Here is a 25,474-nt window from a genome sequence, read left to right as displayed (position 1 = left end):
CAACCCGACGACCCCAAGGAACAGACATGACCAACAAGCCTCCCCGCCCCGCCCCCACCCATGAAACCCAAGCGCCCGACGTGCGCCGTCGCCGCCTGCTGCTGCGCGGCGGTGCCGTGGCCGGCGGCCTGACGGCCTTTGCCGCCGGCTATGGCGACGTCGTCGCCAAGGGCGCCAAGGGCCTGATCAGCGGCTCCTCCGGCGTCGGCACGAAAAGCGCCACGCGCGGCAACTCGCTCACGCCCGAGTTCCGCATCGACCCGGCCACCGGCCAGCTGGCCACCCAGCCCGGCCAGGTGGTCAGCCCATCGAGCTGCCTGGGCTGCTGGACGCAGTGCGGCGTGCGCGTGCGCGTGGACACCGAGCGCGGCCAGATCATCCGCATCGCCGGCAACCCCTACCACCCGCTGTCCACGACCAATGCCGTGCCCATGGCCCTGCCGGTGCGCCAGGCCTACGCCATGCTGGGCGGCGACAGCGGCATCGAGGGCCGCGCCACGTCGTGCGCGCGCGGCTCGGCCATGCTGGAGCACCAAAGCGCCCCGCATCGCGTGCTCACACCGCTCAAGCGCGTGGGGCCGCGCGGCTCGGGCCAGTGGCAGAGCATCTCGCTGGAGCAACTGGTCAAGGAAGTGTGCGAAGGCGGCGACCTGTTCGGCGAGGGCCATGTGGATGGCCTGCGCGCCATCCGCGACGTGGACACCCTGATCGACCCGGACAACCCCGAGTACGGCCCCAAGTCCAACCAGCTGGTCATCACCGACGCCTCCAACGAAGGCCGCACGCCGCTGATCCGCCGCTTTGCCGGCCCGTCGTTCGGCACGGTGAACTTCTCCAACCACGGCGCCTACTGCGGCCAGACCTACCGCGTCGGCACGGCGGCGGCGCTGGGCAACATCCCCGGGATGCCGCACGGCAAGCCGGACTGGAAGAACTCGCGCTTCGGCCTGTTTCTGGGCACGGCGCCGGCGCAGGCCGGCAACCCCTTCCAGCGCATGGGCCGGGAGCTGGCCGAGGCGCGCTCGCGCGAGGACAACAGCTACCAGTACGTGGTGGTCTCGCCCGTGCTACCGACCTCATCCAGCCACGCCGCCGGCGACAACAACCGCTGGCTGCCCGTCAAGCCCGCCACCGACCTGGCGCTGGCCATGGCGCTGATCCGCTGGATCATCGACAACGAGCGCTACGACGCCCAATACCTGGCCCAACCCGGCCCGCAGGCCATGGCCGCCGCCGGCGAGGCGTCGTGGAGCAACGCCACGCATTTGCTCATCAACGACCCCCAGCACCCGCGCTTCGGCCAGTTCCTGCGCGGCGCGGACATCGGCCTGCCCCTGCCCGAGCCGGTGGACGAGAAAACCCCGGCCGAGGATGTCTATGTGGTGCAGCTGGCCGACGGCACACTCAGCGCCCACACGGTGGCCCAGCCCGCGCAGCTGATGGTCGAGCGCGAATTCACCCTGCCGCGCGCTGAAGGCGCTGCCGAAGAGCCAGCGCCGGTGCCCGTATGCACGTCGTTTGCCAAGCTGCGCGAGCACGCCCAGCGCATGACGCTGCAGGAGTATTCGGACATCTGCGGCGTGCCGGTGGCCGAGATCGAAGCCCTGGCGCGCGAGTTCACCAGCCACGGCAAGCGGGCAGTGGCCAACTCGCACGGCGGCACCATGAGCGGCGCAGGCTTCTACACTGCCTATGCCATCGCCATGCTGAACAACCTGGTCGGCAACCTGAACGTCAAGGGCGGCTGGGTGCTGGACGCCGGGCCGTTCGGCCCCTTCGGCCCGGGGCCGCGCTACAACTTCGCCACCTTCGAGGGCCAGGTCAAGCCCAGCGGCGTGTCGCTGTCGCGCACGCGCTTCCCCTACGAAAAGACCAGCGAGTTCAAGCGCAAGAAGGCAGCCGGCGAGAACCCCTACCCGGCGCGCGCGCCCTGGTACCCCGCGCCCGGCAACATGAGCAGCGAGATGGTGGCGGCGGGCCTGCTGGGCTACCCCTACGCCATCAAGGCGTGGATTAACCACATGTCGAACCCGGTGTATGCCATTGCCGGCTTCGAGCACGCCGTGGTGCCGGCCATCAAGGATCCCAAGAAGCTGCCGCTGTTCATCTCGGTCGATCCCTTCATCAACGAGACCTCGGCGCTGGCCGACTACATCGTGCCCGACACGGTGACCTACGAGAGCTGGGGCATAGGCGCGCCCTGGGCCGACGTGATCGCCAAGACCTCGACCGTGCGCTGGCCAGTGGTCGAGCCGGCCACGGCGCGCACGGCGGACGGCCGGCCGGTCAACTTCGAGGCCTTCCTGTTCGCCGTGGCCCGGGAGCTGCAGCTGCCAGGCTTTGGCAAGAACGCCATGGCTACCCGCGACGGCGAGCCCCTCGACCTGGAAAGCGCCGAGGATTTCTACGTGCGCGGCATCTGCAACATCGCCTGGCAGGCCGGCAAGCCCGTGCCCGAGGCCAGCGACGACGACATCGAGATCACCGGCCTCAAGCGCTGGATGCCCGAGGTGCAAAAGCGCCTCAAGCCCGAGGAGGTGCGCCGCGTGGCCATGGTCATGAGCCGCGGCGGGCGCTTCGACACCATCGAGGACGCCTGGGTGGGCGAGCACATCAAGGCGGCGCACAAGTTCCCGGTGCAGCTGTGGCACGAGGGGCTGGCGAAGATGCGCCACTCCATGACCGGCGAGGCCTACGTGGGCTGCCCGACCTGGTTTCCGACGCGCTTTGCCGACGGCTCGGCCATGCGCGAGCACTATCCCGAGTCGGACTGGCCGCTGACGCTGAGCTCCTACAAGTCCAACCTGATGAGCAGCATGTCGATCGGCGTCAAGCGCCTGCGCCAGGTACACCCGCACAACCCCATCAGCCTGCACAGGGACGACGCGGCGCGCTTCGGGATTGCCAACGGCGACCGGATCGAAGTCAGCACGCCCGGCGCCAGCGTGCAGGGCGTGGCCCTGGTCAGGAGCGGCATCGCCCCGGGCACGGTGGCCATCGAATACGGCTACGGCCACCGGCAGCTGGGCGCAGTGGCGCACACCATCGACGGCAAGGCCACGGCGCACGACCCGCACAACGCCAGTGGCGTGAACCTCAACGACCTGGGCTTTGCCGACCCGACGCGCCCGGCCCGGGACAACGTCTGGATCGAGTGGGTCTCGGGCGCGGTGGTGCGCCAAGGCCTGCCGGTGCGCGTGCGCAAGGTGTGAAGCAGCTATGCTTTCAATAGCTACCATCGCTTGATACACAAGGGTTTAAGGCGTTTTTCATGCTCAGAGCAGCTTGCTTGCATGGCTTGGGCCAGCGGCCAGCCAGCGCAGGGCATGATGCGCCCATGCACATCCTGATCGTCGAAGACAACGCCCTGGTGGCCAGCGGCATCCGCACCGGGCTGCAATTGCACGGGATGCAGGCCGACGTGGCCGGCACGGCGGCGGCGGCGCAGGCGCATGTGGACGCGCGCAGCTACGACGCCTGCGTGCTCGACCTTGGCCTGCCCGATGGCGACGGCCTGGCGCTGCTGCGCCGCTGGCGCGCGGCCGGCACGGCGCTGCCGGTGCTGATCCTGAGCGCCCGCAGCGCCCTGGACGACCGCATCGCCGGCTTCGAGCAGGGCACGGACGACTATCTGGCCAAGCCTTTCGACCTGCACGAGCTGGCGCTGCGCCTGCAGGCGCTGGTGCGCCGTGCCGGCGGGCGCGCCAGCGACCGGGTCACCCTGGGCGAGTGCGAGATCGACCTGGCCAGCGGCGCCGTCTGGCGCGCCGGCGTGCCGCTTGAGCTGCCCCGGCGCGAATGGCTGCTGCTGGCCGCGCTGGTGCAGGCCGGCGGGCGCGTGCTGAGTACGGCGCAATTGCACGACAGCCTGTACGGCCTGGGCGAGGAGGTCGGCAGCAACACCGTCAACGTCCATGTCCACCACCTGCGCCGCAAGCTCGGCGCCGACCTGATCGACACCGTGCGCGGCCTGGGCTTTCGCCTGGGGGCGCGCTACCAGCAGCAGCTGGTGCCAGCCGCGTCATCGACATCGGCATGAACGCCGAGCTGCCCGCGCGCCTGAAAAGCCTGCGCCTGCGCCTGGTGCTGGGCCTGGCGCTGGCCAGCAGCCTGCTGTGGGGCAGCGTGGCGGCCTGGCGCATCAACAGCCTGGACGAGGAGATCAACGCCATGCTGGACGAGCGGCTGATGGCCTCGGCGCGCATGGTGGCCAGCATCGTGCAGCAACTGCAGCCGGCCATGCCGCCGGAGCCGGCAGCAGCGGACTCTGCCCAGGCGCAGCAGCAGGACGTGCAAGAGCAGGTGCATTCGGTGATTGGCCGTGACGGCGTGGCCTGCGAGGTCAGCCTGGCGCGCAGCGAAGTCGAGGTGCTGGCGCTGGCGCGCACCGGCGGCGCACCGCCCCAGTCCACCCTGGGCGCGCCCGGCTTCAAGCAGATCACCAAGGGCGGCAAGGCCTGGCGCACCTATGTGCTGGCCGAGGGCGAGTTGCGCGTGGCCACGTCCGACCCGCTGGCGCAGCGCGAGCAACTGGTGCGCGCCGCCGTGCTGGCCCTGGCCCTGCCTTTTGCTTTGGCGCTGGCCGTGGTCTGGCTGCTGGTGTGGTGGGTGGCGACGCTGGGCCTGCGCCCGCTGGAGCGCCTGCGCCGCGAGCTGGCAACGCGCGCGCCCACGGCGCTGGAGCCCATCCACAGCGGCCAGGACACGCATGAACTCAGCCCGCTGGTGACCAGCCTCAACGCCCTGCTGGCGCGCACCGGCGCGGCGCTGGCGCACGAGCGGCGCTGGACGGCGGACGCGGCCCACGAGCTGCGCACGCCGCTCACGGCCATCAAGACGCAGGTGCAGGTGGCGCAGATGGCGCTGGCCACGCCGGGGCGCAGCGCCGTCGCCGGCCAGGCACTGGATGCCGCGCTGCAGGGCATCGCCCACATGCACGGCACGCTGGAGCAATTGCTGCAGTTGGCACGGCTCGAAGGCCAGGACGGCGCCAGCCCCAGCAGCACCTGCGGCAGCGCCATCGTGCAGGCCTTCGAGCTGGCCGTGCAGCAGTCGCGCCAGCGCGCCCAGCACGAGGGGGGCAGCGCCACCGCCCTGCAGGTGCATTGCCAGCCCGCCGACACCCCGGCCTGGTCAGGCGTGTGCCTGCCGGTGCCCGACGCCCTGCTGACCAGCGCCATCGGCAACCTGCTGGACAACGCCCTGCGCCACCACCAGGGCGATGCGCCCATCGAATGCCGCCTGGAGCTGCACCCGCCAGCGGCGCCCTGGACGCCGGCCACGGTGCAGGTATGCATCCGCGACCACGGCCCCGGCATGAGCGCGCAGGATTGCGAAAGCGCCAGCCAGCGCTTTTGGCGCAAGGGCGCCAGCAGCAGCGCCGGCAGCGGCCTGGGCCTGACCATCGCCCGGCGCATTGCCGAAAGCGGCGGCGGCACGCTGCACCTGGCGCCCGCCCAGCCCGGCCTGCGCGCCTGCCTGCGCTGGCCGCTGCCGGCGACAGCGGCAGACTGATCGCCCCGAAAACCCTCAACCACCGCCTCCACGCCCCTGCCATGCTGCCCGCCCAGACCCTGAACCTCGGCCCCCTGGTGCTGTCCTGGACGGTGCTGCTGGCCGGCGCCGCCTGGCTGGCCGCCAGCACGCTGCATGACCGCAGCGCACGGCGCACCGGCCTGCCGCCGGGGCCGCACGCCTGGGCGCTGGCGCTGGTGGCGCTGGCCGGCTCGCGCCTGGCCTTCGTCGCCAGCTACTGGCGCGAATACGCCAGCGCGCCCTGGGCGGCGCTGGACATCCGCGACGGCGGCTGGTCGGCCAGCTGGGGGCTGCTGGCCGCTGGCGGGTATCTGCTGGTTCTGTGGCTGCGCCGCAATCCCTGGCGGCGTCCGGCAACCCTGGGGCGGCTGCCGGTGCCGGGCTGTGGCTGGCCGGCACGCTGGCGCTGCAACTGGCCCAGCCCTCGCAGCCGGTGGCCCTGCCCGCCTGGCAGGGCGTGGCGCTGGATGCGCGCAGCGTCCACCTGCCCGCGCTGCAGGGCCAGCCGGTGGTCATCAATCTGTGGGCCAGCTGGTGCCCGCCCTGCCGGCGCGAAATGCCGGTGCTGCGGCAGGCACGCACGGCCCATGCGCAGGTGCGCTTTCTGTGGATCAACCAGGGCGAGGCGCCCGAGACCGTGCTGCGCTACGCCGCCGCGCAGCAATTGCCGGCTGCCGATGTGCTGCTCGACCAGGATGGGCAGCTGGGCCGCCTGCTGGGCCAGCGGGCGCTGCCGACCACGCTGTTCTTCAACGCGGCGGGTGAGCTGGTGGCGCTGCGCAGCGGCGAGCTGTCGGCGGCCACGCTGGCGCAGCACCTGGAGCTGCTGCAGTGATGGGCGTGTCTGGCATGTCTGATGTGGCCCCAGACCCTGGAAGCACTTCAACAATCATAGCTATCACCGCTTGCTGGGCAAGGCTTTGAGGCCGAAAAGGCTCAAAATCCTGACCTGCTGCGCCAGGTCTGCCGGACTATCTGGCCGCGCCCGACTCACGCACGCCCAGGCGGTCGAACAGCCCGCCGCGCGGCCCGTCCAACCCGGCGCCCTGCCCGCCTGCGGCCTGCACGGCGGCCAGGAAATGCGCCATCGCCTCGGAGGCGCGGCTGCGCTGCTCGCCGCTGTGGATGTGCTCGTCCACGCTGGAGCCATCGGCCAGATGCACACGCATCCACGAGCGCGTGGCATGGGCCAGCTGATCGATCAGGCGCAGCGGCACATCGAAGCGGCTGGCAGGCCCCAGGGCGGTATCTGCCGGGGCCGGGGCCACAGCTGCTGGCACGGCACCGGATGCCACCGGCGCGGCTGGCGGCACGGGCAGGCGCAGGCGCAGCACCTGCGAGCCGCCGATGTGGATGTCTGCCCCGCTCACCGCCGCGCGGGCGCCCGGCAGGGCGACGGTCAGCGCCGCCTGCCCCGGATGGGCGCTGGCCCAGGAGGCGCTCAGTAGCGGGCAGCGCGGGCCAACCTGGCAGACCAGCGGCTCGGGGGCCACCGCCACCACGGTGCTGCCATCGCTGGCGGCTGCGCTGCGTACCTGCGGCACCAGGGGCTGGCGACCAGCGCAGCCCGCCGCAAGCACTGCGGCCAGCAACAGACCCCACCGGGGCAGGTGAGGCAGGAGGGACAGCAATTGCATGGCATTCACCTCTCAATCAATGTGTCGGCGGCGTGCCAGATCACTCCCACTCGATTATCTTTGATGGAAAAATACCATTTCATAGCAACATGTTACATACACTTCACCGCATGATGCCATGAAAAGTACCATGCAACGCCAAGAGAAGTTGAACTAGCACCGTCGGATGGCGTTCAACCTCCAGCCTTGCGCCGTTTCTCCCGCTCGGCGTCGGCTAGGTCACCGGGCCACCTCGCCAACGCTTCATCGTTGAGGCTCGCCAAGATTTGCGGCAGGTTCATGGTCCGGTGCGGAGGGATCGGCAGGTCATTGGACGGCGGGCCATCGGTGATGAAACATGGATCGGCCTGGTCGTGCTGGTGCAGCTTCTTCATGCTCTTTCCTCTTAGCGTTCATCCTGGCAAGCGGCCATCACACTCTTTTTTAGTATGGAATTACCATATGCATGAGACCCACCTCATTTCTCGTGATGGACATAGGGAATTTTATTTTGTGTTGGGGTAACCCACCGATGAAATCATGCGTGTCCGTTTGGTAGAAATTTCGCAAGACAAACTCAACGAACCACCGAGGCGTCAGCGGTGCCGACAAAGGAATACGGCAGCCCTTTACATCACCCAATGTAAGATGGCTCTTAGGATGAGCAACATCGATGTAAACACCCTCCCGCGCATCAAAATCAAAACGCATGGGGAATGGAACGATCCTGCGCTGAACGATCTCGATAAACAGCTCGTCTCGCATATAGGCGTCCGGATCATCTTGAAATTGCAACAGGCTTGGCGAAGGGTAGAAGGCAAGCCTGTGCTGTAGCAGCTGATCACCCTCGACGCGGTACATCATCTGGAGCAATGCGCCGTCGACAAGCCTCATGTTATATGAGCGCTTGTCAGCCAGTTCGCGATAAATCTCGTCGTATTCGATATCGCCCAGCGCAATGGAAACATGTTCGGAGCCGCTGAAGGTGACGTCCGCCTTGCTGCCAAATGTTCGAATCGCAGAGAAATTTGAGTCGTCACAAACTCCTTTACCGATCAATTCAGAAATCAGTCCATCGATATCTTCTTTGATACTTATTGGAGTCACGTCCATCACTCATTTCCCCCAAGGAACTTTTTGATTTTCTCGCGGGTCGCCTCATCGAGGTCTTCCGGATGTAGTTCACCGCTCTCCAGATCACCCAAAAGATCGGCGAGTTGGCTCTTCCTTCGCTCAAGACGCTGCCGCTCTTGTGGAGACAAATCACGATGAACAATGCGCAGCTTGCCAAGCAAAGCATCGTCGGGATAACGAAAATCCAAGACGAAACCACGCTGCTTTAAGGCGGAAAATTCGTCGATTAGCCCCTGCATCTGAGGGCCATAACCTATGATGCGAACCCAAGCCTTACTTCGAGTGATGGCCGTGAAAAGGCGGTTACGCAAACTGGCAAGGCCTGTACCATTACCATTACAGTTCTGAGCGTTGATGACGTAGACCATGCCCGCTTCATTGCCCTTGGCACGGTAGATTCCCGTGAATGTCACAGAGGGGGTATCGGTGCGGAAAAACACATCTGCATCAGTATCAACACCAGCCAAATGTGTCTGAACTCCCACCTCAAAAAGCTGCCTTCTAATAGGGCCAGTAACGCCACGAGCAGTCCGTGGATCGGAGTGGATCACGATGATGTCATCATGACGAAGCTCATCTTCGCTCAAGTTTGATTGAATTTGTTGAACAAGCCATGCGTTTTGCTGCGTTTCATTATCGAATTTGATGAATTGGACAAGATCATCAAGACTCGAATGTTCTTCTAGAAACCTGGGGCTGGTTTCCGTCGTGCGCTCCAGAACGAGCTGCTGGCCCTTCATCAATTGCCCGCTCTGAACCTTGTAGCCAATCTCCTCCCACAGCGCGGGATAATCGAACATCTGAACTAATCCGGTCTCTGCGCCCTGTGGAGCATCACGATAAATACCGAATCCCAATCCGTGGGCGGACACTAAGACCGGACGCGAGTTTCGATAGCATTTCTGCAAAATCACATCTCGCCTACGGTCGTTACCGAACGACACTAATGGGTTCCCATGCTCATCATTGCCGAATATTTCCTCCGGCGGCGGAAGCGAAATTCCCGAGAGATTCTGAAGTTCGTCGTAAGCATAAACCAGCCGCTTGGGTGGCTTCAGCATGGAATAGCAGAGCTTCAGGAAGCTCGGCGCAAAATCCTGCGCTTCATCTGCAAGAATGACGTCGTAGAGGTGAGCTGTTTCCGAAGAATTCACCAATGCAGCTTGGCAAGCTCCATCAAAAGCCTTCTCACTTCCTCCGAATTTGTATGATGCGCTCTTGAAATCAAAAAACTCAGTTCCAGTTGCTCGGCAATACTCGTAATAGATGCCATCTCTAGCATCGCCTCCCGGCGCCCCCCAAGCATTGATAACTCGAATTTTCGTCCAATCTGGCTCTTCACCGCTCTGCTCAATACAAAAATTGTTGATCAAGCGGCGGAACTGACCTTTGAGTGAACGAGTATGGAAAGTTACGGCAATACGCCAGTCTGGGTGCTGTGTATGTAAATAGGCGGCCTTGAGTGCCAACACGATGGTCTTGCCTGAGCCAGCGAGCCCCCGGATACGTTGAACACCATCCACTGTCTCAATAACAGCCTTGTTTTGACGATGATCGAGCGTCGCAATTGAGTCTTCAAGGCGCTTGAGCTTGGCACCACGCGAGTCTTCGCGATGAACTTCTCGTTTCGAGCGGCTCTTCCGAATGCTGCTTAGGCTCTCGATCGCCGATAGCGTCATCCGGTAAAGCTCATCACTACCATCTGGCCAATTAATCTCATCTAGCGCAGCAGCAAGACCCTGCTCATTGACGATGGGATAGCCATCTACCGCCACAGCCTCGACATTGGCAACACCTGGGGCAAATGACAGAACCGAAAGCGGCACTTGCAACAAACGCCCTTTGACCAATTCACGGTGCAATTTCAGTCGTGCTTCGATCTTATTTGCCAAATCGTCCTGACGTTCCGCATATACCCCAACGTCCGCCCCTTCGATCAGGTCAAATAATACAATTCCCTTGGAAGGGCTCACCAAGGTGGCATCTATCGAATACTTGCCATCAGGGGTGGCGATCAATGGATAGCCCGTAAAAACCTCACCCTGCATTTCATGCAAGGTGTCGAAACTTTGCTCTAAAGCGTCTGTCGCGACAGGCTTTTTGTTTACACCGCGCGTAATATTCAATCGATCTGCCATTATTCGAATCCTCGTTGACTCAGCGTCACAATACTGATCAATACGCCTATTTTCCTGGACTACCTCACCGTCACAAGCTTTGCAGCTTTGGGATCGTAGACATACCCGGTGATGCTGCCATCCTTGATGCGTGCAACGGCCTCGTCGATCGCGAACAGCGGAACGAGAAACCATTCCTCGGGCTGCACAGGGTGACCGAAGCGGTCGTTGATGGTGATGTCCAATCGCGCGGGTGCAAACAGCCTGTGGAATAGCCTTTCCATCCGAGTGCGGTTGATGCCCGCGAGCTTATAGGTCGCCACCACTTCGACCTTCGCCAACAAGTAGGTGGACTGGTGCTCAGCATTGGCGATGCGCGTCTCCACCCGCCCGCCGGTCACGCCTACTTTGTGAATGATGTCGCGGTGCTGCGCGACGTAGGGATGATCGGAGAGGGAGCGCAGGACGTAGATCGTGCCGCTTTCGACATCGTCGGCCTCAAGCTCGCCGCCGAAGGAGAGTTGCCCACTCTCGGGCGAGGCCAGCCGCCGCGCGGCGGGGTCGTTGTAGAACGCTCGCTGGAGCGAGCGTAGCAGCAGATTGCTTTCGGTACCGTTGGAAAAGATGAGGCGTAGGCGGCGGTCTACCTCCCCGGCGGTAGTTTTCAGCGGCTCGCCGACCTCGGCAACGTAGAGCGTGATGCCATCGAGAACGAAAAAGTCCCCGGCTTCAATCGCGCGGCGGCCTGCTTCGATGGGCTGGGACTGGCGCATGCCGGTTTTGACCTCCGCTTGCACGCGCTCGAACAAGGGTCGAAAGGTCTCGAAGTCCTCGCAGGGCTTGCGATCCGCGATCTCCTCAGCGGCACGCTTGTCGGCGCTGGTGCGGACATGACGTAGGACCGTGATGTCGTCCGCGTCGGCTACGCCCGCCAGCTCGGCGGCCAGGTCGTCGATGTCGATGGCTTCATCTGCCGAAGCGGCAACGGTAGGCGCCCCGGCAAGCAAGCTCTGATGGTCCAGCGGCTCTAGCAGGGCACGGCAGTCCGGGATCCCGCGCAAACGGTCCAGACGCACGGCGTAAAGGCGCTCGAATATGTCGCGGTCTTCACCGTGCTGCGGCGCACGGCCGTGCTTTTCGGTGAAGCGCTGGATTTCCTCGAAGCCCGCGATGACGCGCTCCTCACTGGCCGGCCGTCCGGCATTCTTCTCAGGCGGTGCGAACTCGGCAAGCTCCGCAGCGAGTTCGTCAAGATCGGAGTTACTCATAGCGTCCCTCCGCCTTGAAGCGCATAAAGGCGGCCGCGCCTTCGGCCATGCGTCGCTCCCAGGCATCCTGGGAATCGAGCGCCGGAATGCGGCCGCGTTCCTTCTTGAACTGAACAGCCCGAACGGCCATCTCCTTCGCCTCGTCCGGCGTCAGGCTCGTGCGCTTGGCTGAGATCGCCGCCGCGACCTGCTTCAAGCTGTCCTCGCTCATGGTCTTGGCAAGGATGGCGTAGGCTTCTCCGAAGGGGTTGATGCGGTCGATCAGGTCGATGTCCAGCTCACGCACGTCCATCGCGAAGCGGCGCACGCCGTCGATCAGGGCGGTGTTGGGTGACCCGTCGCTCTCACCTTCGGTGACTAGGCGCTTGGCCTGCTGCGTGAGGTTGAGGGCAGCAATGGCGTGCTGACGCACGGCTTCCTGATCTTCGGCGTCAAGCTCAGGATACTTGTCCTTGATGATCTTGCCCATGCGAACCTGCGTCAGCTCCTCGGGCACCAGTTCCTCATCGAACAGGCCGCGCTCGATGGTGGGCTTGTCCTGCACGAAGGCCGCGATGACTTCGTTCAGGTCTTCCTGACAGATTCGCGCCGCCTCCCTGCTCTTGGGCTCGGCGAGGCCTTTGATCTCGATTTGGTACGCCCCCGTCTGCTCATTGACACCGACATTGCAACGGTCCGAGTCGTAGCCACCCTCGCCGTAGTTAAAACCCGGCGTCGGGCCGCTGTCCGGGTTCTTGGGCTTGAACTCGAAGCGCGGAGCAAGAACCTGCTCCATCAGCAGGCTGGCCGCGATGGCCTTCAACGTATCGTTGACGGCCTCGGTGACAGCTTCCTCGGCTGCATCCGGCTCGGCGATCAGGTTGGTGAACCTCGCGCGGGTCTTGCCGGGCGCGTCGCGGGTAGCTCGGCCGATGATCTGCACGATCTCGGTCAGGCTGGCGCGGTAGCCCACGGTCAGAGCATGTTCGCACCAAATCCAATCGAAGCCTTCCTTCGCCATGCCCAGCGCGATGATGATGTCCACATGGTCGCGGTTGTTCTTCTGCGCCGGGTCTTTGAGCGCGGCGGACACGCGGTCGCGCTTGGCGGCATCGTCATCGACGAGATCGGCGATGCGCAGCACGCGGCCATCGGGGCGCTTGACACGTTGGAAGCCGGTCGCAGGATCGATGCCCTGCCACTCCCCCAGCGCCTCGATGATGTGCTCCACTTCCCGCATCTTGTCCTTCGTGCTCTCGCGCGAATTGACGTTGGGGATGTGGATGATGGTTTTCTCGGCGGGATCGAGGACATTGAGGATGTCATCGACGTAAGGCCCGCTGTAGAAGAAGTAGCCGATGTCGAGTTGCTTGAGGTAATCGTAGCCGTTGAGCTGCTCGTAGTAGGTGTAGGTGACGGTATCGAACTTCGATTCATCCTGCGGCGCGAGCACGGCCTCGGCGTCGCCACGGAAGTAGGAGCCGGTCATGGCAACGATGTGCGTCTTGCCCCGAGCAAAGAACTGCCCGAGGTGCAAGCCGAGCTTGTTGTCCGGGTTGGCCGAAACGTGGTGGAACTCATCGACCGCGATCAGTCGGTCGTCGAACGCCTCCACGCCGTAGGCATCGACCGCGAAGCGGAAGGTCGCATGGGTGCAGACCAGCACCTTGTCCTCGCCTTCGAGGAATGCGCCCAGCGACTTGACCTTGCCGCCGTTGTCGTTGCCTGGCGCATTGCACAGGTTCCACTTGGGTTCGACCTGCCAGTCCGCCCAGAAGCCGTACTTCGACAGCGGCTCGTCGTTGAAGCTGGCACCGATGGACTTCTCCGGCACAACGATGATGGCCTGCTTCAAGCCCTGGTTCTTGAGCTTGTCGAGTGCCACGAACATCAACGCGCGGCTCTTGCCCGATGCGGGTGGCGACTTGATGAGCAGGTACTGCTCCCCCCGTTTCTCGTAGGCCCGCTCCTGCATGGGCCGCATCCCAAGCGCATTGGCCTTGGTCGATGCGCCGTTTCGGGCGTAGGTGACGGAAACGGACGGTACGGACTTGATCTTGTCGCTCATGCGTTGGCTCCCGCTTTGCGCTTCTTACCCTTGGCCGGTGCAGCCGAAGCGGTCATCTTGGTATAAAGGTCAAACAGCTTTTCCAGCCGCTCGGTGTCGTTCTTGAAGCGCCGACCGATGTAAATGCGCTCCAGCACTTCGTCATTGCGCTCATGCGCGGCGCGCAGGTCGGTAGGCATTGCGTCGGGGTCGTAGAGGTCGGCGATAGTGGCCGGAAAGTGATGCTCCCGCGCCAGCAGAATATCCTCGGCACAGCGCGTCAGGTCGGTCCTGTTTTTGTCTGTCAGCGTTGGAACCGGGAAGGTGTTCCAACCAAGGGTATTGGAGTACCTGGGGTCACTCTTCATCCTGCCGCACACCGTCTTGGCCCAGACTGTATGAAGGCGGGACACCACAATTGCCAAATTCCAAAGCGGCGCATTGAAGAGCCCAAACGCCTCAGTAACGATACCACCTTGCTCCAGCAACGATGCGGGAATGTAATCGCGGTTATCGGAAGCTGTTTTTGAAACAATGATGACCGACTCTTCACCGGTCTGGCGAACCTCTCCAAAGCGATACGGAAATCGACTTAGCGAGTTTGTTGCTGGTCTCTTGCTCTGCTCCCGTGCTGTTCTGACACGGTTGAAGCGAGATGCGAGCGCAGGGATCTCATTTGCCTCCTCGTACTGGCCGTCATTCACCCAGACGCAGTATCTCGGAACACCATTGATGAATTCTCGCGTGCCCGCTGCGGATCGAACGAACGGTAGTGTCCTGCGGTCAGTGATCAGCTCCTTGTATTCGCTGTAGTTCATCAGCAGAGCCCCGCCGTCATTGGGCATGCTACCGAACGACATAGGTGACACATCGGACAAAGCTATGCGTCGCTCGTCGACGAAGACCGTTGGGCCAGGAACCATGTAAGGTCCAATTTGATCCACGTCTCTGGCTAGCCCGTCTGAGATTACTCGGCACTTCTCGGGTATAGAAGAAATTCCAATAATGGATACAGTAACTACGGCCTTCTTCGAGGCCAGGTTCGACCACTTGAACGAAGGCTCTGCGAAAACAATTCTCAAGTCGTTACCAAGTAGCGCAGGCCAAATTCTGGCAACTTGCCTACCCTGGTGAATGCTGTTGGTCGCTACAAAAGCAAACTTTGCGCGATACCTGCGAATAAAATCTGCCGCCTTAGCAAACCACCCCAAAACGTAGTCAGCGACTCCAGAGTTGATGTTCTCCTTTGCAAAAACATGGGCTAAGTCTGACTTCTGCTGGTCGGTCTGATCTTGGCTCCCTTTGTAGGGCGGGTTACCACAGATGTATATCTCGCCGCCTTCGTTCTCGAAATCGATTTCGGCCTGATCGAGCGGTGTCTCGAAGAAGTCGTTCGCTTGCAACTTCACGCCGATCCCAATTGACGGGCACACGTTTAACCAATCGAGCCATAGCGCATTGCCGCAAGTGATCCAGTTCTCGTTCCGCAAGGGCAGGAACTCAGCAAGGGCCAGCTTCTGGCCGCGATACAGCACGTCGCACTGATATTCGGCGATGACCAGCGAGAGCCGCGCGATCTCCGCCGGGAAGTCTCGCAACTCGATCCCGCGGAAGTTCGTCAGCGGGATATCGGATGCGCGATCCAGCTCACCGCGCCGCCGATTGATCTCGGCCTCGATGGCACGCATTTCCTTGTAAGCGATGACCAGAAAATTGCCCGAACCGCAGGCCGGGTCGAAGACCCTGATCTTGGCGATGCGCTTGCGCAGGTTGAGCAACATTCGGGCGTTATCACCCGCTTCCTCCAGCTTCGCCCGCAGGTCGTCGAGGAACAGCGGGTTCAGAACCTTCAGGATGTTGGGAACGCTGGTGTAGTGCATCCCCAGCTCGCCGCGCTCCTCGTCCTCGGCAACGGCCTGGATCATCGAGCCGAAGATGTCAGGGTTGATCTTGGTCCAGTCTAATCCGCCGACATGCAGCAGATAGGACCGGGCAATCTTGCTGAATCGCGGCACCTCGTCGCCACCAGAGAACAACTGCCCGTTGACGTATGGGAAGTCTTCGGCCCATCGGGGAACCTTGGCTGCGGCCCGGTCCTCGCGCTTGGTGTTCATCGTGCGGAACAGCGTGGCGATGACGTCGTGCGTGTTGGACGAGTCTTTGGCGCTCATCTGAGCGATGGTTTCGGTGAAACGGCCCCTGCCGACGAAGATGTCGGTGTCCTCGGCGAAGAAGCAGAAGATCAGCCGCGCCATGAGCTTGTTCATGTCGTGCCGACGCTCCGCCGAGCCCCATTCTGGGTTGTCCTTCAGCAGTTCGACATACAGACGGTTTAGGCGGCTGGTGGCCCGGATGTCGAAGGCGTTCTCACTGATCTGTCGGACAGTGCTGATGCCCGCCAGCGGCAGGAAGAAGCCGAAGTGGTCTGGAAAGTCCTTGAAGGCACAGGCGACGGTCTCGCCGTTGGTCAGGTCTTCGGCCTCGAAGTCCGCGCCGTCCGTGGCGAGGATGAACTTCGCCTTGGCCTTGACCGTCGCCGGGCTGGCCTTGAGGGCGGCCAGCGTCTGCGTCACCTGCCCTGCGTCACAGGTCAGGATGTGGATGTTGCTGGTTTGGAGAACACCACCGAGGTCGGACTTGTTCGACGCCCCCGCGCGCAGGCGCTTGATGGTCGTCGCCTTGTTGCCGAACGCCTCAAGGAAGGCATAGGGGAACTCTGCGCTGTCGAACGGCTGCTCCGCCAGGTCTGTGATGGCTTGTTCGATTTCTACGGCGTTCATGGGCGTGTAGCCCTCCCTCTGAGCGAGGCCGCTTGGCTGTTGCTGTTCTGCGGGGTGCTCATGTCTTGTCCTGCGTTTTCTCGGCTATCTGTGCGGCAATCCAGCGATCCAACTCGCTGCGACGAAACCGCCAGGTGCCGCCCAGCTTGAACCCCGGTATCTCCCCCTGCTGGGCCAACCGGTACACGGTCTTCTTCCCTGCCTTGAGATAGACCGCCACTTCGTCCAGCGTGAGAATTTCGCTATCGGGTTGGTTCATGTCAGGTGGCTCGCTTGGTGTCGCACGGCGAAGTTTTCCAAAGTTTGGCCAAATTTACCATCCAAGCCACCCAAATGAACCTCGAATCTCATGTGCGCAAAGCCATAGATTCGGCAGGCGCCATGCGTTGCGGCACGCTCGTGGCACCAGTTCGATGGCAAGGTCATGTGCTTTAGGATTTGTCCGTAAATTAAAATTCTCCCGAGTCGCCCGTGATGCGACGAAGGAGCGATAAATGGCCAAGGCGCATGCCAATTCGTGGGAGGTAACGGACGAGTTCTGGAAACTGGTAGAGCCGCTGGTGCCACAGCCAGTGCGCGATCCAGGCAAGCACTACGAACGCGCAGCCGGGGCGGGCCGCCCCGCAAAACCGCCACGGCTGGTGTTCGAGGCCATCATGTATGTGCTGCGCACAGGCTGCCAGTGGAAGGCGCTGCCGGCTGAACGCTTTGGCAGCGCCAGCGCGATCCATCACAAGTTCATGCTGTGGTCCAAGGCCGGGTTCTTCGAGAACCTGTGGAAGGCAGGGCTGGCCGAATACGACGACTGTGAAGGCATCGCCTGGCGCTGGCAGAGCATCGACGGCGCCATGTTCAAGGCGCCCTTGGCGCAGCAAGCTGTAGGGCGCAACCCGACGGATCGGGGAAAAAAAAGGCAGCAAGCGTCACCTGCTGGTGGACGGGCGTGGCGTCCCGTTGTCGCTCGTCGTGACCGGGGCGAACGCGCACGACGTGACGCAACTTGAGGCCGTGTTGTCTTGCTGCATGGTCAAACGCCCCACGCCCAAGCAGCGGCGCAGCAAGCACCTATGTGCTGATGCGGGCTACCGGGGCAAGAACGCCATGAAGATCATTGTGGCCCACGGCTATATCCCGCATGTGGTGGGCCGCAAAAGCGAGGCAGAGCACAAAAAGCGTGATCCGAAGAAAAAAGCGCGCCGTTGGGTTGTGCAGGCTTGCCATGGCTGGTTCAACCGGTTCAGGAAATTACTGGTGCGCTACGAGAAGCTGGAGCACACGTTCCTCGCACTCAACCATCTCGCCGCCGCCATCATCGCGCTGCGGAAAATCCACCTGCCCGTTAATATTATTTACGGATAAATCCTTAATCCGGTCCCCGATTCGTACCGTCAGTTCTACCGCCAACCTGTTCTGCTGGCCGGCGATAGCCACCGATAGCTGCCGTGACGTATTTCTTTCTAAATCAACACGTTATGTCATTTTTTCGATTGCTGGCGATAGTCCTCGAAGGACGTAAATTCACTCCCACTCGATAGTCGCCGGCGGCTTGCTGCTCACGTCATAGGTCACGCGGTTGATGCCGCGCACCTCGTTGATGATGCGGCTGGACACGCGCTTGAGCAGGGCGTAGGGCAGCTCGGCCCAGTCGGCGCTCATGAAATCTGTGGTCTGCACGGCGCGCAGCGCCACCACGTAGTCATAAGTGCGGCCATCGCCCATGACGCCCACGCTCTTGACCGGCAGGAACACGGTGAAGGCCTGGCTGGTCAGTTCGTACCAGCTCTTGCCGGTGGCCGGGTCGATGGTGGCGCGCAGCTCCTCGATGAAGATGGCGTCGGCGCGGCGCAGCAAGTCGGCGTATTCGCGCTTGACCTCGCCCAGGATGCGCACGCCCAGGCCCGGGCCGGGGAAGGGGTGGCGATAAACCATCTCGCGCGGCAGGCCCAGGGCCAGGCCGAGTTCGCGCACCTCGTCCTTGAACAGGTCGCGCAGCGGCTCCAGCAGCTTCAGGCCCAGCTGCTCGGGCAAGCCGCCGACGTTGTGGTGGCTCTTGATGGTCTGGGCCTTCTTGCCCTTGCCGCCGCCGGACTCGATCACGTCCGGGTAGATGGTGCCCTGCGCCAAGAAGGTGACGCCGCGGTGGCCGTTGCCCGCCTCCTTGAGCTTGGCCGCCTCGGCCTTGAAGACATCGACGAACAGGTTGCCGATGGTCTTGCGCTTTTGCTCAGGCTCGCTCACGCCCGCCAGTCGGCCCAGGAACAGCTCGCTGGCATCGACGCGGATGACGCGCGCGTGCAGCTTGCCGGCGATCATGTCCATGACCATGTCGCCCTCGTGCAGGCGCAGCAGGCCGTGATCGACGAAGACGCAGGTCAGCCGGTCGCCGATGGCGCGGTGGATCAGCGCGGCGGCGACGCTGGAATCCACGCCGCCGGACAGGCCCAGCAGCACCTCCTCGTCACCGACCTGCTCGCGGATGCGCGCCACCGCCTCATCGACGTAGTGGCCCATGACCCAATCGGCCCGCGCGCCGCAGATCTGCAGCACGAAGCGCGCCAGCAGCGCCGCGCCCTGCGGCGTGTGCGTAACCTCGGGATGGAACTGCACGGCGTAGTAGCGGCGCGCTTCATCCGCCATGCCGGCGATGGGGCAGGACGCAGTTGAGGCCATCAGCTTGAAGCCCGGCGGCAGCTCGGTGACCTTGTCGCCGTGGCTCATCCAGACTTTCAGCATTCCGTGGCCTTCGGGCGTGGCGAAGTCCTGGATGCCATCGAGCAGCGGCGTGTGGCCGTGCGCGCGCACCTCGGCGTAGCCGAACTCGCGGCTTGCGCTGCCTTCGACCTTGCCGCCCAGCTGCATGGCCATGGTCTGCATGCCGTAGCAGATGCCCAGCACCGGCAGGCCGAGCTCGAACACGGCGTCCGGCGCGCGGTCATCGACCTCATAGACGCTGGCGTGGCTGCCCGACAGGATGATGCCCTTGAGGCGCCCGTCGGCGGCAAACTCGCGCACCCAGTCGCTGCTGACATCGCAGGGGTGGACTTCGCAATAAACCTGCGCCTCGCGCACGCGCCGGGCGATGAGCTGGGTGAGCTGGGAGCCGAAGTCGAGGATGAGGATCTTGTCGTGCTGCATGGGAGGCGGAAAAAATGCGCCCCGCAGGGCGATTCGGTTCAATAGGGGTGGAGCACACCGTCAGCACATGGTAGTGAGGGGTGACGGATCAGGGGTACCGGGTCAGGGGTATGGGGCTGATGGGTAACGGGGTGGCGCTGCCCTTTGCGCCTGCCAGGCCGCCAGCATTGTTCGACCCCCTGGCGGCCAGCCGGGGTCTTTGTGCTCGCCCGGTGTGCTCCAGAAAACAGAAAATGACTGATTTTTATATGAAATCGGCCTGAAATCCTTACAGGTCAAGCGCTGATAGCTATTGAAAACATAGCAAATCGCCGTGTCCCAGGCCTGTCTGCTGGCGCCGTTTCAGACCTCCGGCAGGGTAACCTGCCAGTTAGCCTCCTGCAGGCGGATGTTGAGTTCGCGCAACTGCCGCGCCAGGTCTTCAATCTGGCGCTGCGTGGCGGGCACGTCCAGCTGGGGCACCCATTTGATTTCACGCATGGAGTAGCGGTCGGTGTCCTGGCGCGTGGCCTCCACGGCCTGGGTCAGCACGGCGTGACGCTGGGCCAGGGCCTCGCGCTCGCCCAGCACCTGGGCCAGCGGTCGGCCATCGGGCAGGCGGGCGCTGGCGTTGGCGGCGTTGATGCGCTGCACCAGCAGGCGCTGCTGCTCAATCACGGCAAAGCACTCGGCCAGCAGCGCGGCCACGTCCTCCTGCGGCGCATCGCCCTCCTGGGCCAGCGCGTTGTGTGCGATGCGCGCACGCAGCGACAGGATCTTCTTGTTCTGATCGGCGCGGATCAGCAGGGCTTCGGCAAGTTGCATGGATGGAAGGCTCCTTGGAGACGTGGCTGGCGCGGCGCGCGCCAGGTCAGTCGGCGCGGTAGTTGGGCGCTTCCTTGACGATCTGCACATCGTGGACGTGCGACTCGCGGATGCCGGCGGCGGTGATTTCGACGAACTCGGCGCGCTCGTTCATCTCGGCAATCGTCGCGCAGCCGCAATAGCCCATGGCGGCGCGCACACCGCCGGCCATCTGGAACACGATGCTGACCATGCTGCCCTTGTAGGGCACGCGGCCCTCGATGCCTTCGGGCACCAGCTTGTCGGCATTGGGGTTGCCGGTGGTGGCCTCCTGGAAATAGCGGTCGGCGCTGCCCTGCTGCATGGCGCCAATCGAGCCCATGCCGCGGTAGCTCTTGTAGCTGCGGCCCTGATACAGGATGACCTCGCCGGGCGCTTCCTCGGTGCCGGCAAACATGCCGCCCATCATGATGGTCGAGGCGCCGGCAGCAATCGCCTTGGCGATGTCGCCCGAGAAGCGGATGCCGCCGTCGGCAATCAGGGGCACGCCCGTGCCCTTGAGCGCCGTGGCCACGCTGTCGATGGCCATGATCTGCGGCACGCCCACGCCGGCGACGATGCGCGTGGTGCAGATCGAGCCGGGGCCGATGCCGACCTTGACCGCATCCGCGCCGGCCTCGACCAGCGCCAGCGCGGCGGCGCCGGTGGCGATGTTGCCGCCGATGACCTCGACCTGCGGATAGTGCTGCTTGACCCAGCGCACGCGCTCGATCACGCCCTTGGAGTGGCCGTGCGCGGTGTCCACCACCAGCGCATCCACGCCGGCCTTGACCAGCAGCTCCACGCGCTCCTCGGTGCCCGGGCCGACGCCCACGGCTGCGGCCACGCGCAGGCTGCCGGCGCTGTCGCGCGCGGCGTTGGGAAAGCTGGTCTGCTTGTTGATGTCCTTGACGGTGATCAGGCCCTTCAACTCAAAGGCGTCGTTGACCACCAGCAGGCGTTCGAGCTTGTGGCGGTTGAGCAGCGCCTTGGCTTCGGCGGGCGTGGTGCCGTCCTTTTCGTTGACGGTGATCAGTCGCTCGCGCGGCGTCATGATCTCGCGCACCTTGACGTCGTAGCGCGTCTCGAAGCGCACGTCGCGGCTGGTCACGATGCCCACCACCTTGCCGCCGTCGCACACCGGAAAGCCCGAGATGCCCAGGTTTTCCGACAGCTCCAGCACCTGCAGCACGGTGTGCTCGGGGGTGATGACCACCGGGTCGTGTACCACGCCGGACTCGTGGCGCTTGACCTTGGCGACTTCCGCCGCCTGCTGCTCGGCGGTCATGTTCTTGTGGATGACGCCGATGCCGCCCTCTTGCGCGATGGCAATGGCCAGACGCGCTTCGGTCACCGTGTCCATGGCAGCGGACACCAGCGGCAGATTGAGCTGGATGTTGCGCGTGAAGCGCGTGGCAAGAGAGGTGTCCTTCGGGAGGACTTGGGAGTACGCCGGCACCAGCAACACATCGTCGAAGGTGAGCGCTTTTCCGAGTAGGCGCATGTGAAAAGCTCCAAAAAATCGATTGTACCCGCCGTGCGACACGGCGCCGGAGCCAGCGCCGGGGGCACTACACTGCCCGGCCTATGCAACGCAAATCGCTTTTCCTGCTGGCCCTGGCCTGCCTGTGGTCTCTCGGCGCTGCCGCGCAGTGGCAGTGGATCGATCAAAGCGGACGCAAGGTGTTCAGCGACCGTCCACCGCCACAGGAGGTGCCCGAGCACAACATCCTCAAGCAGCCGCCGCAGCCGCGCCCCGCCGCATCGGCGCCGGCAGCCGCTGAAGCGGGCACGGATGGAGCGCCACCAGCAGCCGCCGCGCCGCAGCCGCCCGCGCCCTCTGGCCGCGACCCTGCGCTGGAAAAGGAAAAGGCCAGGCTGGAAGCCGCCGAGGCCGCCCGCCGCCAGGCCGAGGAAGCTGCGCAGGCCCATGCCCAAGCGCAGCTGCGCGCCGACAACTGTGCGCGCGCCCGGCAGTTGCTCGCCACCCTGAACTCGGGCGCCACCCTGGCGCACGTCAATGCCAGCGGCGAGCGCGTGCTGATGGACGATGCCACCCGCGCCACCGAGCTGCGCCGGGCGCAGGACGCCATCCGGCAGAACTGCTGAACACCGCCTGCCCCCGCCCGCAACGCCTCAATAGCCTGGCTTGGCCCGGGCCGACGCCGGGCAAACAGGCCGGCAGAGCGCGCGCCCTGGCTGGCAAAGCGCTGGCGCCGCGCCTCCTTGGGGTCAACGGTCAAGGCGCGGCAGCCCTCCACCCGGTCACCGTCGTGCAGGGTCTGGCCCAGGGTAGCGCTGCGGCCCCAGATGCCGAATGCCAATTGCGGCCACGCTGCCGCATCCAGGCCGGCAGCGTGCAGGGCATCGGCCACGGTGGCACCGGGCGGCAACTGCAATTGCCACTCGCGCACCTGCCCAGGCGCCGGGGATATGCACACTGTCACCTGCAACCCGGCAGGCTGCTCAGCCATAGACCTGCTCGGCACGCTTGATGAAGGCATCGACCAGGGAGGCGGCGATGCGGTCGAACACCGGGCCGACCAGTGCCGCCAGGGCGCGGCTGGCAAAGCCATAGCGCAGCGTCAGCTCGACCTTGCAGGCGCGCTGCGTGCCATCGCCCACTGGATGAAATTGCCAGTCGCCCTCGAGCTGCGAGAACGGCCCCTCGACCAGCTCCAGCTGCACGCGCCGGCCAGCCTCATGCGTGTTGCGCGTGACAAAGGATTTCTTGATGCCACCCAGCGCTATGCCGACCTCGGCAGTCATGCCGCTGGCGTCTTCCTGCAGCACGCGGGCATGGTCGCACCAGGGCAGGAACTGCGGATAGCGCGCGACGTCGGTGACCAGGGCAAACATCTCCTCGGGGCTGTACCAGATGAGGACGGACTTGTTGACGGTTTTCATGAGCAGGCAGTGTGCATGGACACGCCCCCTAGAATCGACGGCGCGAAACGACAGGCATTGTAGGGAAGAGGTTTGATTCTTCCGGCCTGCGCCTCAACTACGACAGCATGGCCAAGAAACCCGACCCCAATCCCCGCATCGCCGAAAACAAGAAGGCAGCCTTCAACTACTTCTTCGAGGAGCGCCACGAGGCCGGCATGGTGCTGCATGGCTGGGAGGTCAAGGCGCTGCGCGGCGGCAAGGCGCAATTGACCGATGGCTATGTGATCATCAAGGACGGCGAGCTGTTTCTGATCGGCTGCCAGATCAACCCGCTCAAGACCGCATCGACCCACGTCAGCCCGGATGCTGCGCGCATCAAGAAGCTGCTGCTGCACAAGGACGAGATTCGCCGCCTGATCGGCAAGGTCGAGCAAAAGGGCTACACGCTGGTGCCGCTCAAGCTGTACTGGAAGGAAGGCCGCGCCAAGTGCGAGATCGCCCTGGCCAAGGGCAAGGCCGAGCACGACAAGCGCGACACCATCAAGGAGCGCGAGGGCAAGCGCGAGGTCGAGCGGGCCATGAAGAGCCGGCACCGCTGAACATCGAGGGTGCTGCCGGCCCGCTGCCTTTCATGGGGCGGGCTGGCGGAACCCGGGCACCTGTGTGCGCACGGACGGGCCAGCACTTGCGCCAAGGCGGCAGCAGGAAAGCAAGACGATTGGCTGAGGTTTTTGTGGGATTTCCAGGATGCCGCGCACTGCGGGGATGGGGCATCTGGTGGGTCGTAGTGGGATCGAACCACTGGCTTCCACCGTGTGAAGGTGGCACTCTACCGCTGAGTTAACGACCCGGACGGAAAACGCCTGAGCGGGTTTTCCGTGCTGTGCCTGGTGGGTGATGCAGGGTTTGAACCTGCGACCCCTGCCGTGTGAAGGCAGTGCTCTACCACTGAGCTAATCACCCGCGTCGTGTAGTGCGACAAGCCCGCGATTATGGCACAGATTCAAGGCGGAAATTTACCTCACCCGACATTTCATGCCGCCAGCTGTGCCGTGCGCCAGACGGTCTTGCCGCCGCTGGATTTGTCCAGCTGCGCCAGCACGTCCTCATGCGCGGCCAGCTCCTCGGCTGTGGGCGCCAGCACCGGCAGCACCAGCCGGCACAGATCCACGGCGGCGGCGCTCAGGCCGTCGCTGCCAGTGGACACATCGTCCGCCACCAGCAGCGCGTCCTGCCCGCGCGTCATGTTGATATAGACGTCGGCCAGCAGTTCGGCGTCCAGCAGCGCGCCGTGCAGGGTGCGCCCCGTGTTGTCCACACCCAGGCGGTCACACAGGCCGTCGAGCGAGTTGCGCTTGCCCGGGTACAGCTCCTTGGCCATGGCCAGGGTGTCGGTGATGGCGCCGACGTGCGTGGCCAGCGGCGCCAGGCCGGCCAGCTCCAGCTCCTTGTCCAGGAAACCGACGTCGAAACTGGCGTTGTGGATGATCAGCTCGGCGCCGCGCAAATACTCCAGCACCTGCTGCGCGCACTCGTGAAAGCGCGGCTTGTCGCGCAGGAATTCACTGGTGATGCCGTGTACGCGCAGCGCATCCGGGTGGCTGTCGCGATCCGGATTGAAGTACAGATGCAGGTTGTTGCGCGTGAGCTTGCGGTTCACCAGCTCAACGCAGCCCAGCTCGATCACGCGGTCGCCGGCGGCAGCCGACAGGCCGGTGGTTTCCGTGTCCAGAACGATCTGGCGGCTCATGCCCGGTGCCTCCTGTTGCTCATCAATGGTTCTCGCGTGCGTGGTTGATGGTGTATTTGGGAATTTCCACCGTCACATCCTGCTGCGCCAGGATGGCCTGGCACGACAGGCGCGACTGCGGCTCCAGGCCCCAGGCACGGTCGAGCAGGTCTTCCTCCTCCTCCTCGGCCTCATTGAGCGAGTCGTAGCCGCACCGCACGATGACATGGCAGGTCGTGCAGGCGCAGCTCATGTCGCAGGCGTGCTCGATGTTGATGCCGTTTTCCAGCAGCGCCTCGCAGATCGAGGTGCCGACGGGGGCGTTGATTTCGGCGCCCTGCGGCGCGTATTGCGGGTGGGGCAGGATTTTGATGACGGGCATGTGGGGGCGTGTTCTTTCTTGATCTTGGCGGGTCTGGGGCA

21 protein-coding genes, 2 tRNA genes and 1 pseudogene are annotated in these 25,474 nt (G+C 63.9%); 7 read left to right on the top strand and 17 right to left on the bottom strand.

The annotated features are described in order from the left end of the window. Positions 1 to 26 precede the first annotated feature (26 nt). The 4 genes from IDM45_RS04040 (at position 27) to IDM45_RS17505 (ending at position 6,370) form a co-directional block, all read left to right on the top strand. The gene (locus IDM45_RS04040; protein WP_209421749.1) at positions 27 to 3,212 is read left to right on the top strand and encodes a tetrathionate reductase subunit A; all 3,186 of its coding nucleotides are present in this window, start codon (positions 27 to 29) and stop codon (positions 3,210 to 3,212) included. Between the two features lie 125 nt (positions 3,213 to 3,337). Next, positions 3,338 to 4,039: a response regulator gene (locus IDM45_RS04035; protein ID WP_209421748.1), complete on the top strand. Its 702-nt coding sequence runs from the start codon at positions 3,338 to 3,340 to the stop codon at positions 4,037 to 4,039. Then, the gene (locus IDM45_RS04030; RefSeq protein ID WP_209421747.1) at positions 4,036 to 5,514 is read left to right on the top strand and encodes an ATP-binding protein; all 1,479 of its coding nucleotides are present in this window, start codon (positions 4,036 to 4,038) and stop codon (positions 5,512 to 5,514) included. Before IDM45_RS04035 ends, IDM45_RS04030 begins: the two co-directional genes overlap by 4 nt. A gap of 343 nt (positions 5,515 to 5,857) precedes the next feature. Further along, a complete protein-coding gene (locus IDM45_RS17505; protein WP_325168943.1) occupies positions 5,858 to 6,370 on the top strand; it encodes a TlpA family protein disulfide reductase in 513 nt (170 codons plus the stop codon). Between the two features lie 136 nt (positions 6,371 to 6,506). Here the strand turns inward: IDM45_RS17505 and IDM45_RS04020 are convergent, their stop codons facing one another. From IDM45_RS04020 to mads1, 8 genes are all read right to left on the bottom strand, one after another. Beyond that, entirely contained in the window at positions 6,507 to 7,172 is a 666-nt protein-coding gene (locus tag IDM45_RS04020; RefSeq protein WP_209421746.1) for a hypothetical protein, read from the bottom strand. 173 nt (positions 7,173 to 7,345) lie between these two features. Next, the gene (locus IDM45_RS04015) at positions 7,346 to 7,546 is read right to left on the bottom strand and encodes a hypothetical protein (protein ID WP_209421745.1); all 201 of its coding nucleotides are present in this window, start codon (positions 7,544 to 7,546) and stop codon (positions 7,346 to 7,348) included. A 49-nt stretch (positions 7,547 to 7,595) separates the two neighbouring features. After that, complete coding sequence (locus tag IDM45_RS04010; protein WP_209421744.1) at positions 7,596 to 8,264, bottom strand: DUF2290 domain-containing protein; 669 nt, start codon at positions 8,262 to 8,264, stop codon at positions 7,596 to 7,598. Beyond that, complete coding sequence (locus IDM45_RS04005; RefSeq protein ID WP_209421743.1) at positions 8,264 to 10,423, bottom strand: DEAD/DEAH box helicase; 2,160 nt, start codon at positions 10,421 to 10,423, stop codon at positions 8,264 to 8,266. The genes IDM45_RS04010 and IDM45_RS04005 overlap by 1 nt, the downstream gene beginning before the upstream one ends. Positions 10,424 to 10,482: 59 nt before the next feature. Beyond that, positions 10,483 to 11,670, bottom strand: coding sequence for a GIY-YIG nuclease family protein (locus tag IDM45_RS04000; protein WP_209421742.1), 1,188 nt, complete (start codon positions 11,668 to 11,670; stop codon positions 10,483 to 10,485). Further along, positions 11,663 to 13,717 (bottom strand): DEAD/DEAH box helicase, encoded by a 2,055-nt coding sequence (locus IDM45_RS03995; protein WP_209421741.1) that lies wholly within the window; start codon positions 13,715 to 13,717, stop codon positions 11,663 to 11,665. The genes IDM45_RS04000 and IDM45_RS03995 overlap by 8 nt, the downstream gene beginning before the upstream one ends. After that, entirely contained in the window at positions 13,714 to 16,476 is a 2,763-nt protein-coding gene (locus IDM45_RS03990; protein WP_209421740.1) for a class I SAM-dependent DNA methyltransferase, read from the bottom strand. The genes IDM45_RS03995 and IDM45_RS03990 overlap by 4 nt, the downstream gene beginning before the upstream one ends. Positions 16,477 to 16,534: 58 nt before the next feature. Continuing rightward, entirely contained in the window at positions 16,535 to 16,735 is a 201-nt protein-coding gene (gene mads1, locus IDM45_RS03985) for a methylation-associated defense system helix-turn-helix domain-containing protein MAD1 (RefSeq protein ID WP_010378957.1), read from the bottom strand. A 235-nt stretch (positions 16,736 to 16,970) separates the two neighbouring features. Between mads1 and IDM45_RS03980 the strand changes: the two genes are divergently transcribed. Further along, positions 16,971 to 17,835, top strand: a protein-coding gene (locus IDM45_RS03980) for an IS5 family transposase (protein ID WP_209421554.1) whose coding sequence is annotated in 2 segments (ribosomal slippage) — positions 16,971 to 17,389 and positions 17,388 to 17,835 — 867 coding nt in all. Because the reading frame shifts where the segments join, the coding sequence is not laid out codon by codon here. A gap of 159 nt (positions 17,836 to 17,994) precedes the next feature. Here IDM45_RS03980 and guaA read toward each other — a convergent pair. The 3 genes from guaA to guaB form a co-directional block, all read right to left on the bottom strand. Next, entirely contained in the window at positions 17,995 to 19,611 is a 1,617-nt protein-coding gene (gene guaA / locus IDM45_RS03975) for a glutamine-hydrolyzing GMP synthase (RefSeq protein WP_209421739.1), read from the bottom strand. Positions 19,612 to 19,953: 342 nt separating this feature from the next. Continuing rightward, positions 19,954 to 20,415, bottom strand: a complete 462-nt coding sequence (locus IDM45_RS03970; RefSeq protein ID WP_209421738.1) for a DIP1984 family protein — start codon at positions 20,413 to 20,415, stop codon at positions 19,954 to 19,956. Between the two features lie 46 nt (positions 20,416 to 20,461). Continuing rightward, positions 20,462 to 21,937: an IMP dehydrogenase gene (guaB, locus tag IDM45_RS03965; protein ID WP_209421737.1), complete on the bottom strand. Its 1,476-nt coding sequence runs from the start codon at positions 21,935 to 21,937 to the stop codon at positions 20,462 to 20,464. An 83-nt stretch (positions 21,938 to 22,020) separates the two neighbouring features. Between guaB and IDM45_RS03960 the strand changes: the two genes are divergently transcribed. Then, positions 22,021 to 22,542: a DUF4124 domain-containing protein gene (locus tag IDM45_RS03960; protein WP_209421736.1), complete on the top strand. Its 522-nt coding sequence runs from the start codon at positions 22,021 to 22,023 to the stop codon at positions 22,540 to 22,542. Between the two features lie 44 nt (positions 22,543 to 22,586). Here the strand turns inward: IDM45_RS03960 and IDM45_RS03955 are convergent. Together IDM45_RS03955 and IDM45_RS03950 are read right to left on the bottom strand one after the other, a co-directional pair. Next, positions 22,587 to 22,907, bottom strand: a pseudogene (locus IDM45_RS03955) (RnfH family protein); the annotation flags it as partial. Further along, complete coding sequence (locus IDM45_RS03950) at positions 22,900 to 23,340, bottom strand: type II toxin-antitoxin system RatA family toxin (RefSeq protein ID WP_209421735.1); 441 nt, start codon at positions 23,338 to 23,340, stop codon at positions 22,900 to 22,902. The gene IDM45_RS03950 and the pseudogene IDM45_RS03955, both read right to left, overlap by 8 nt. 107 nt (positions 23,341 to 23,447) lie before the next feature. Between IDM45_RS03950 and smpB the strand changes: the two genes are divergently transcribed. Continuing rightward, a complete protein-coding gene (gene smpB / locus IDM45_RS03945; protein ID WP_209421734.1) occupies positions 23,448 to 23,921 on the top strand; it encodes an SsrA-binding protein SmpB in 474 nt (157 codons plus the stop codon). A 176-nt stretch (positions 23,922 to 24,097) separates the two neighbouring features. On the opposite strand, the gene IDM45_RS03940 is transcribed toward smpB, so the two are convergent. The 4 genes from IDM45_RS03940 to fdx form a co-directional block, all read right to left on the bottom strand. Continuing rightward, a tRNA-Val gene (locus IDM45_RS03940) sits at positions 24,098 to 24,172 on the bottom strand. Between the two features lie 38 nt (positions 24,173 to 24,210). After that, positions 24,211 to 24,285 (bottom strand) — tRNA-Val (locus tag IDM45_RS03935). A gap of 70 nt (positions 24,286 to 24,355) precedes the next feature. Further along, positions 24,356 to 25,072: a DNA polymerase III subunit epsilon gene (gene dnaQ, locus IDM45_RS03930; RefSeq protein ID WP_209421733.1), complete on the bottom strand. Its 717-nt coding sequence runs from the start codon at positions 25,070 to 25,072 to the stop codon at positions 24,356 to 24,358. Positions 25,073 to 25,094: 22 nt separating this feature from the next. Then, positions 25,095 to 25,433 (bottom strand): ISC system 2Fe-2S type ferredoxin, encoded by a 339-nt coding sequence (fdx, locus tag IDM45_RS03925; RefSeq protein ID WP_209421732.1) that lies wholly within the window; start codon positions 25,431 to 25,433, stop codon positions 25,095 to 25,097. Positions 25,434 to 25,474 lie beyond the last annotated feature (41 nt).

This window comes from Melaminivora jejuensis, from assembly GCF_017811175.1.
In the GTDB taxonomy this organism is placed as follows: Bacteria; Pseudomonadota; Gammaproteobacteria; order Burkholderiales; family Burkholderiaceae_C; genus Melaminivora; species Melaminivora jejuensis.
The sequence above is the reverse complement of the archived record's forward strand: the minus strand, read 5'-3'. Positions and strand labels throughout refer to the sequence as shown.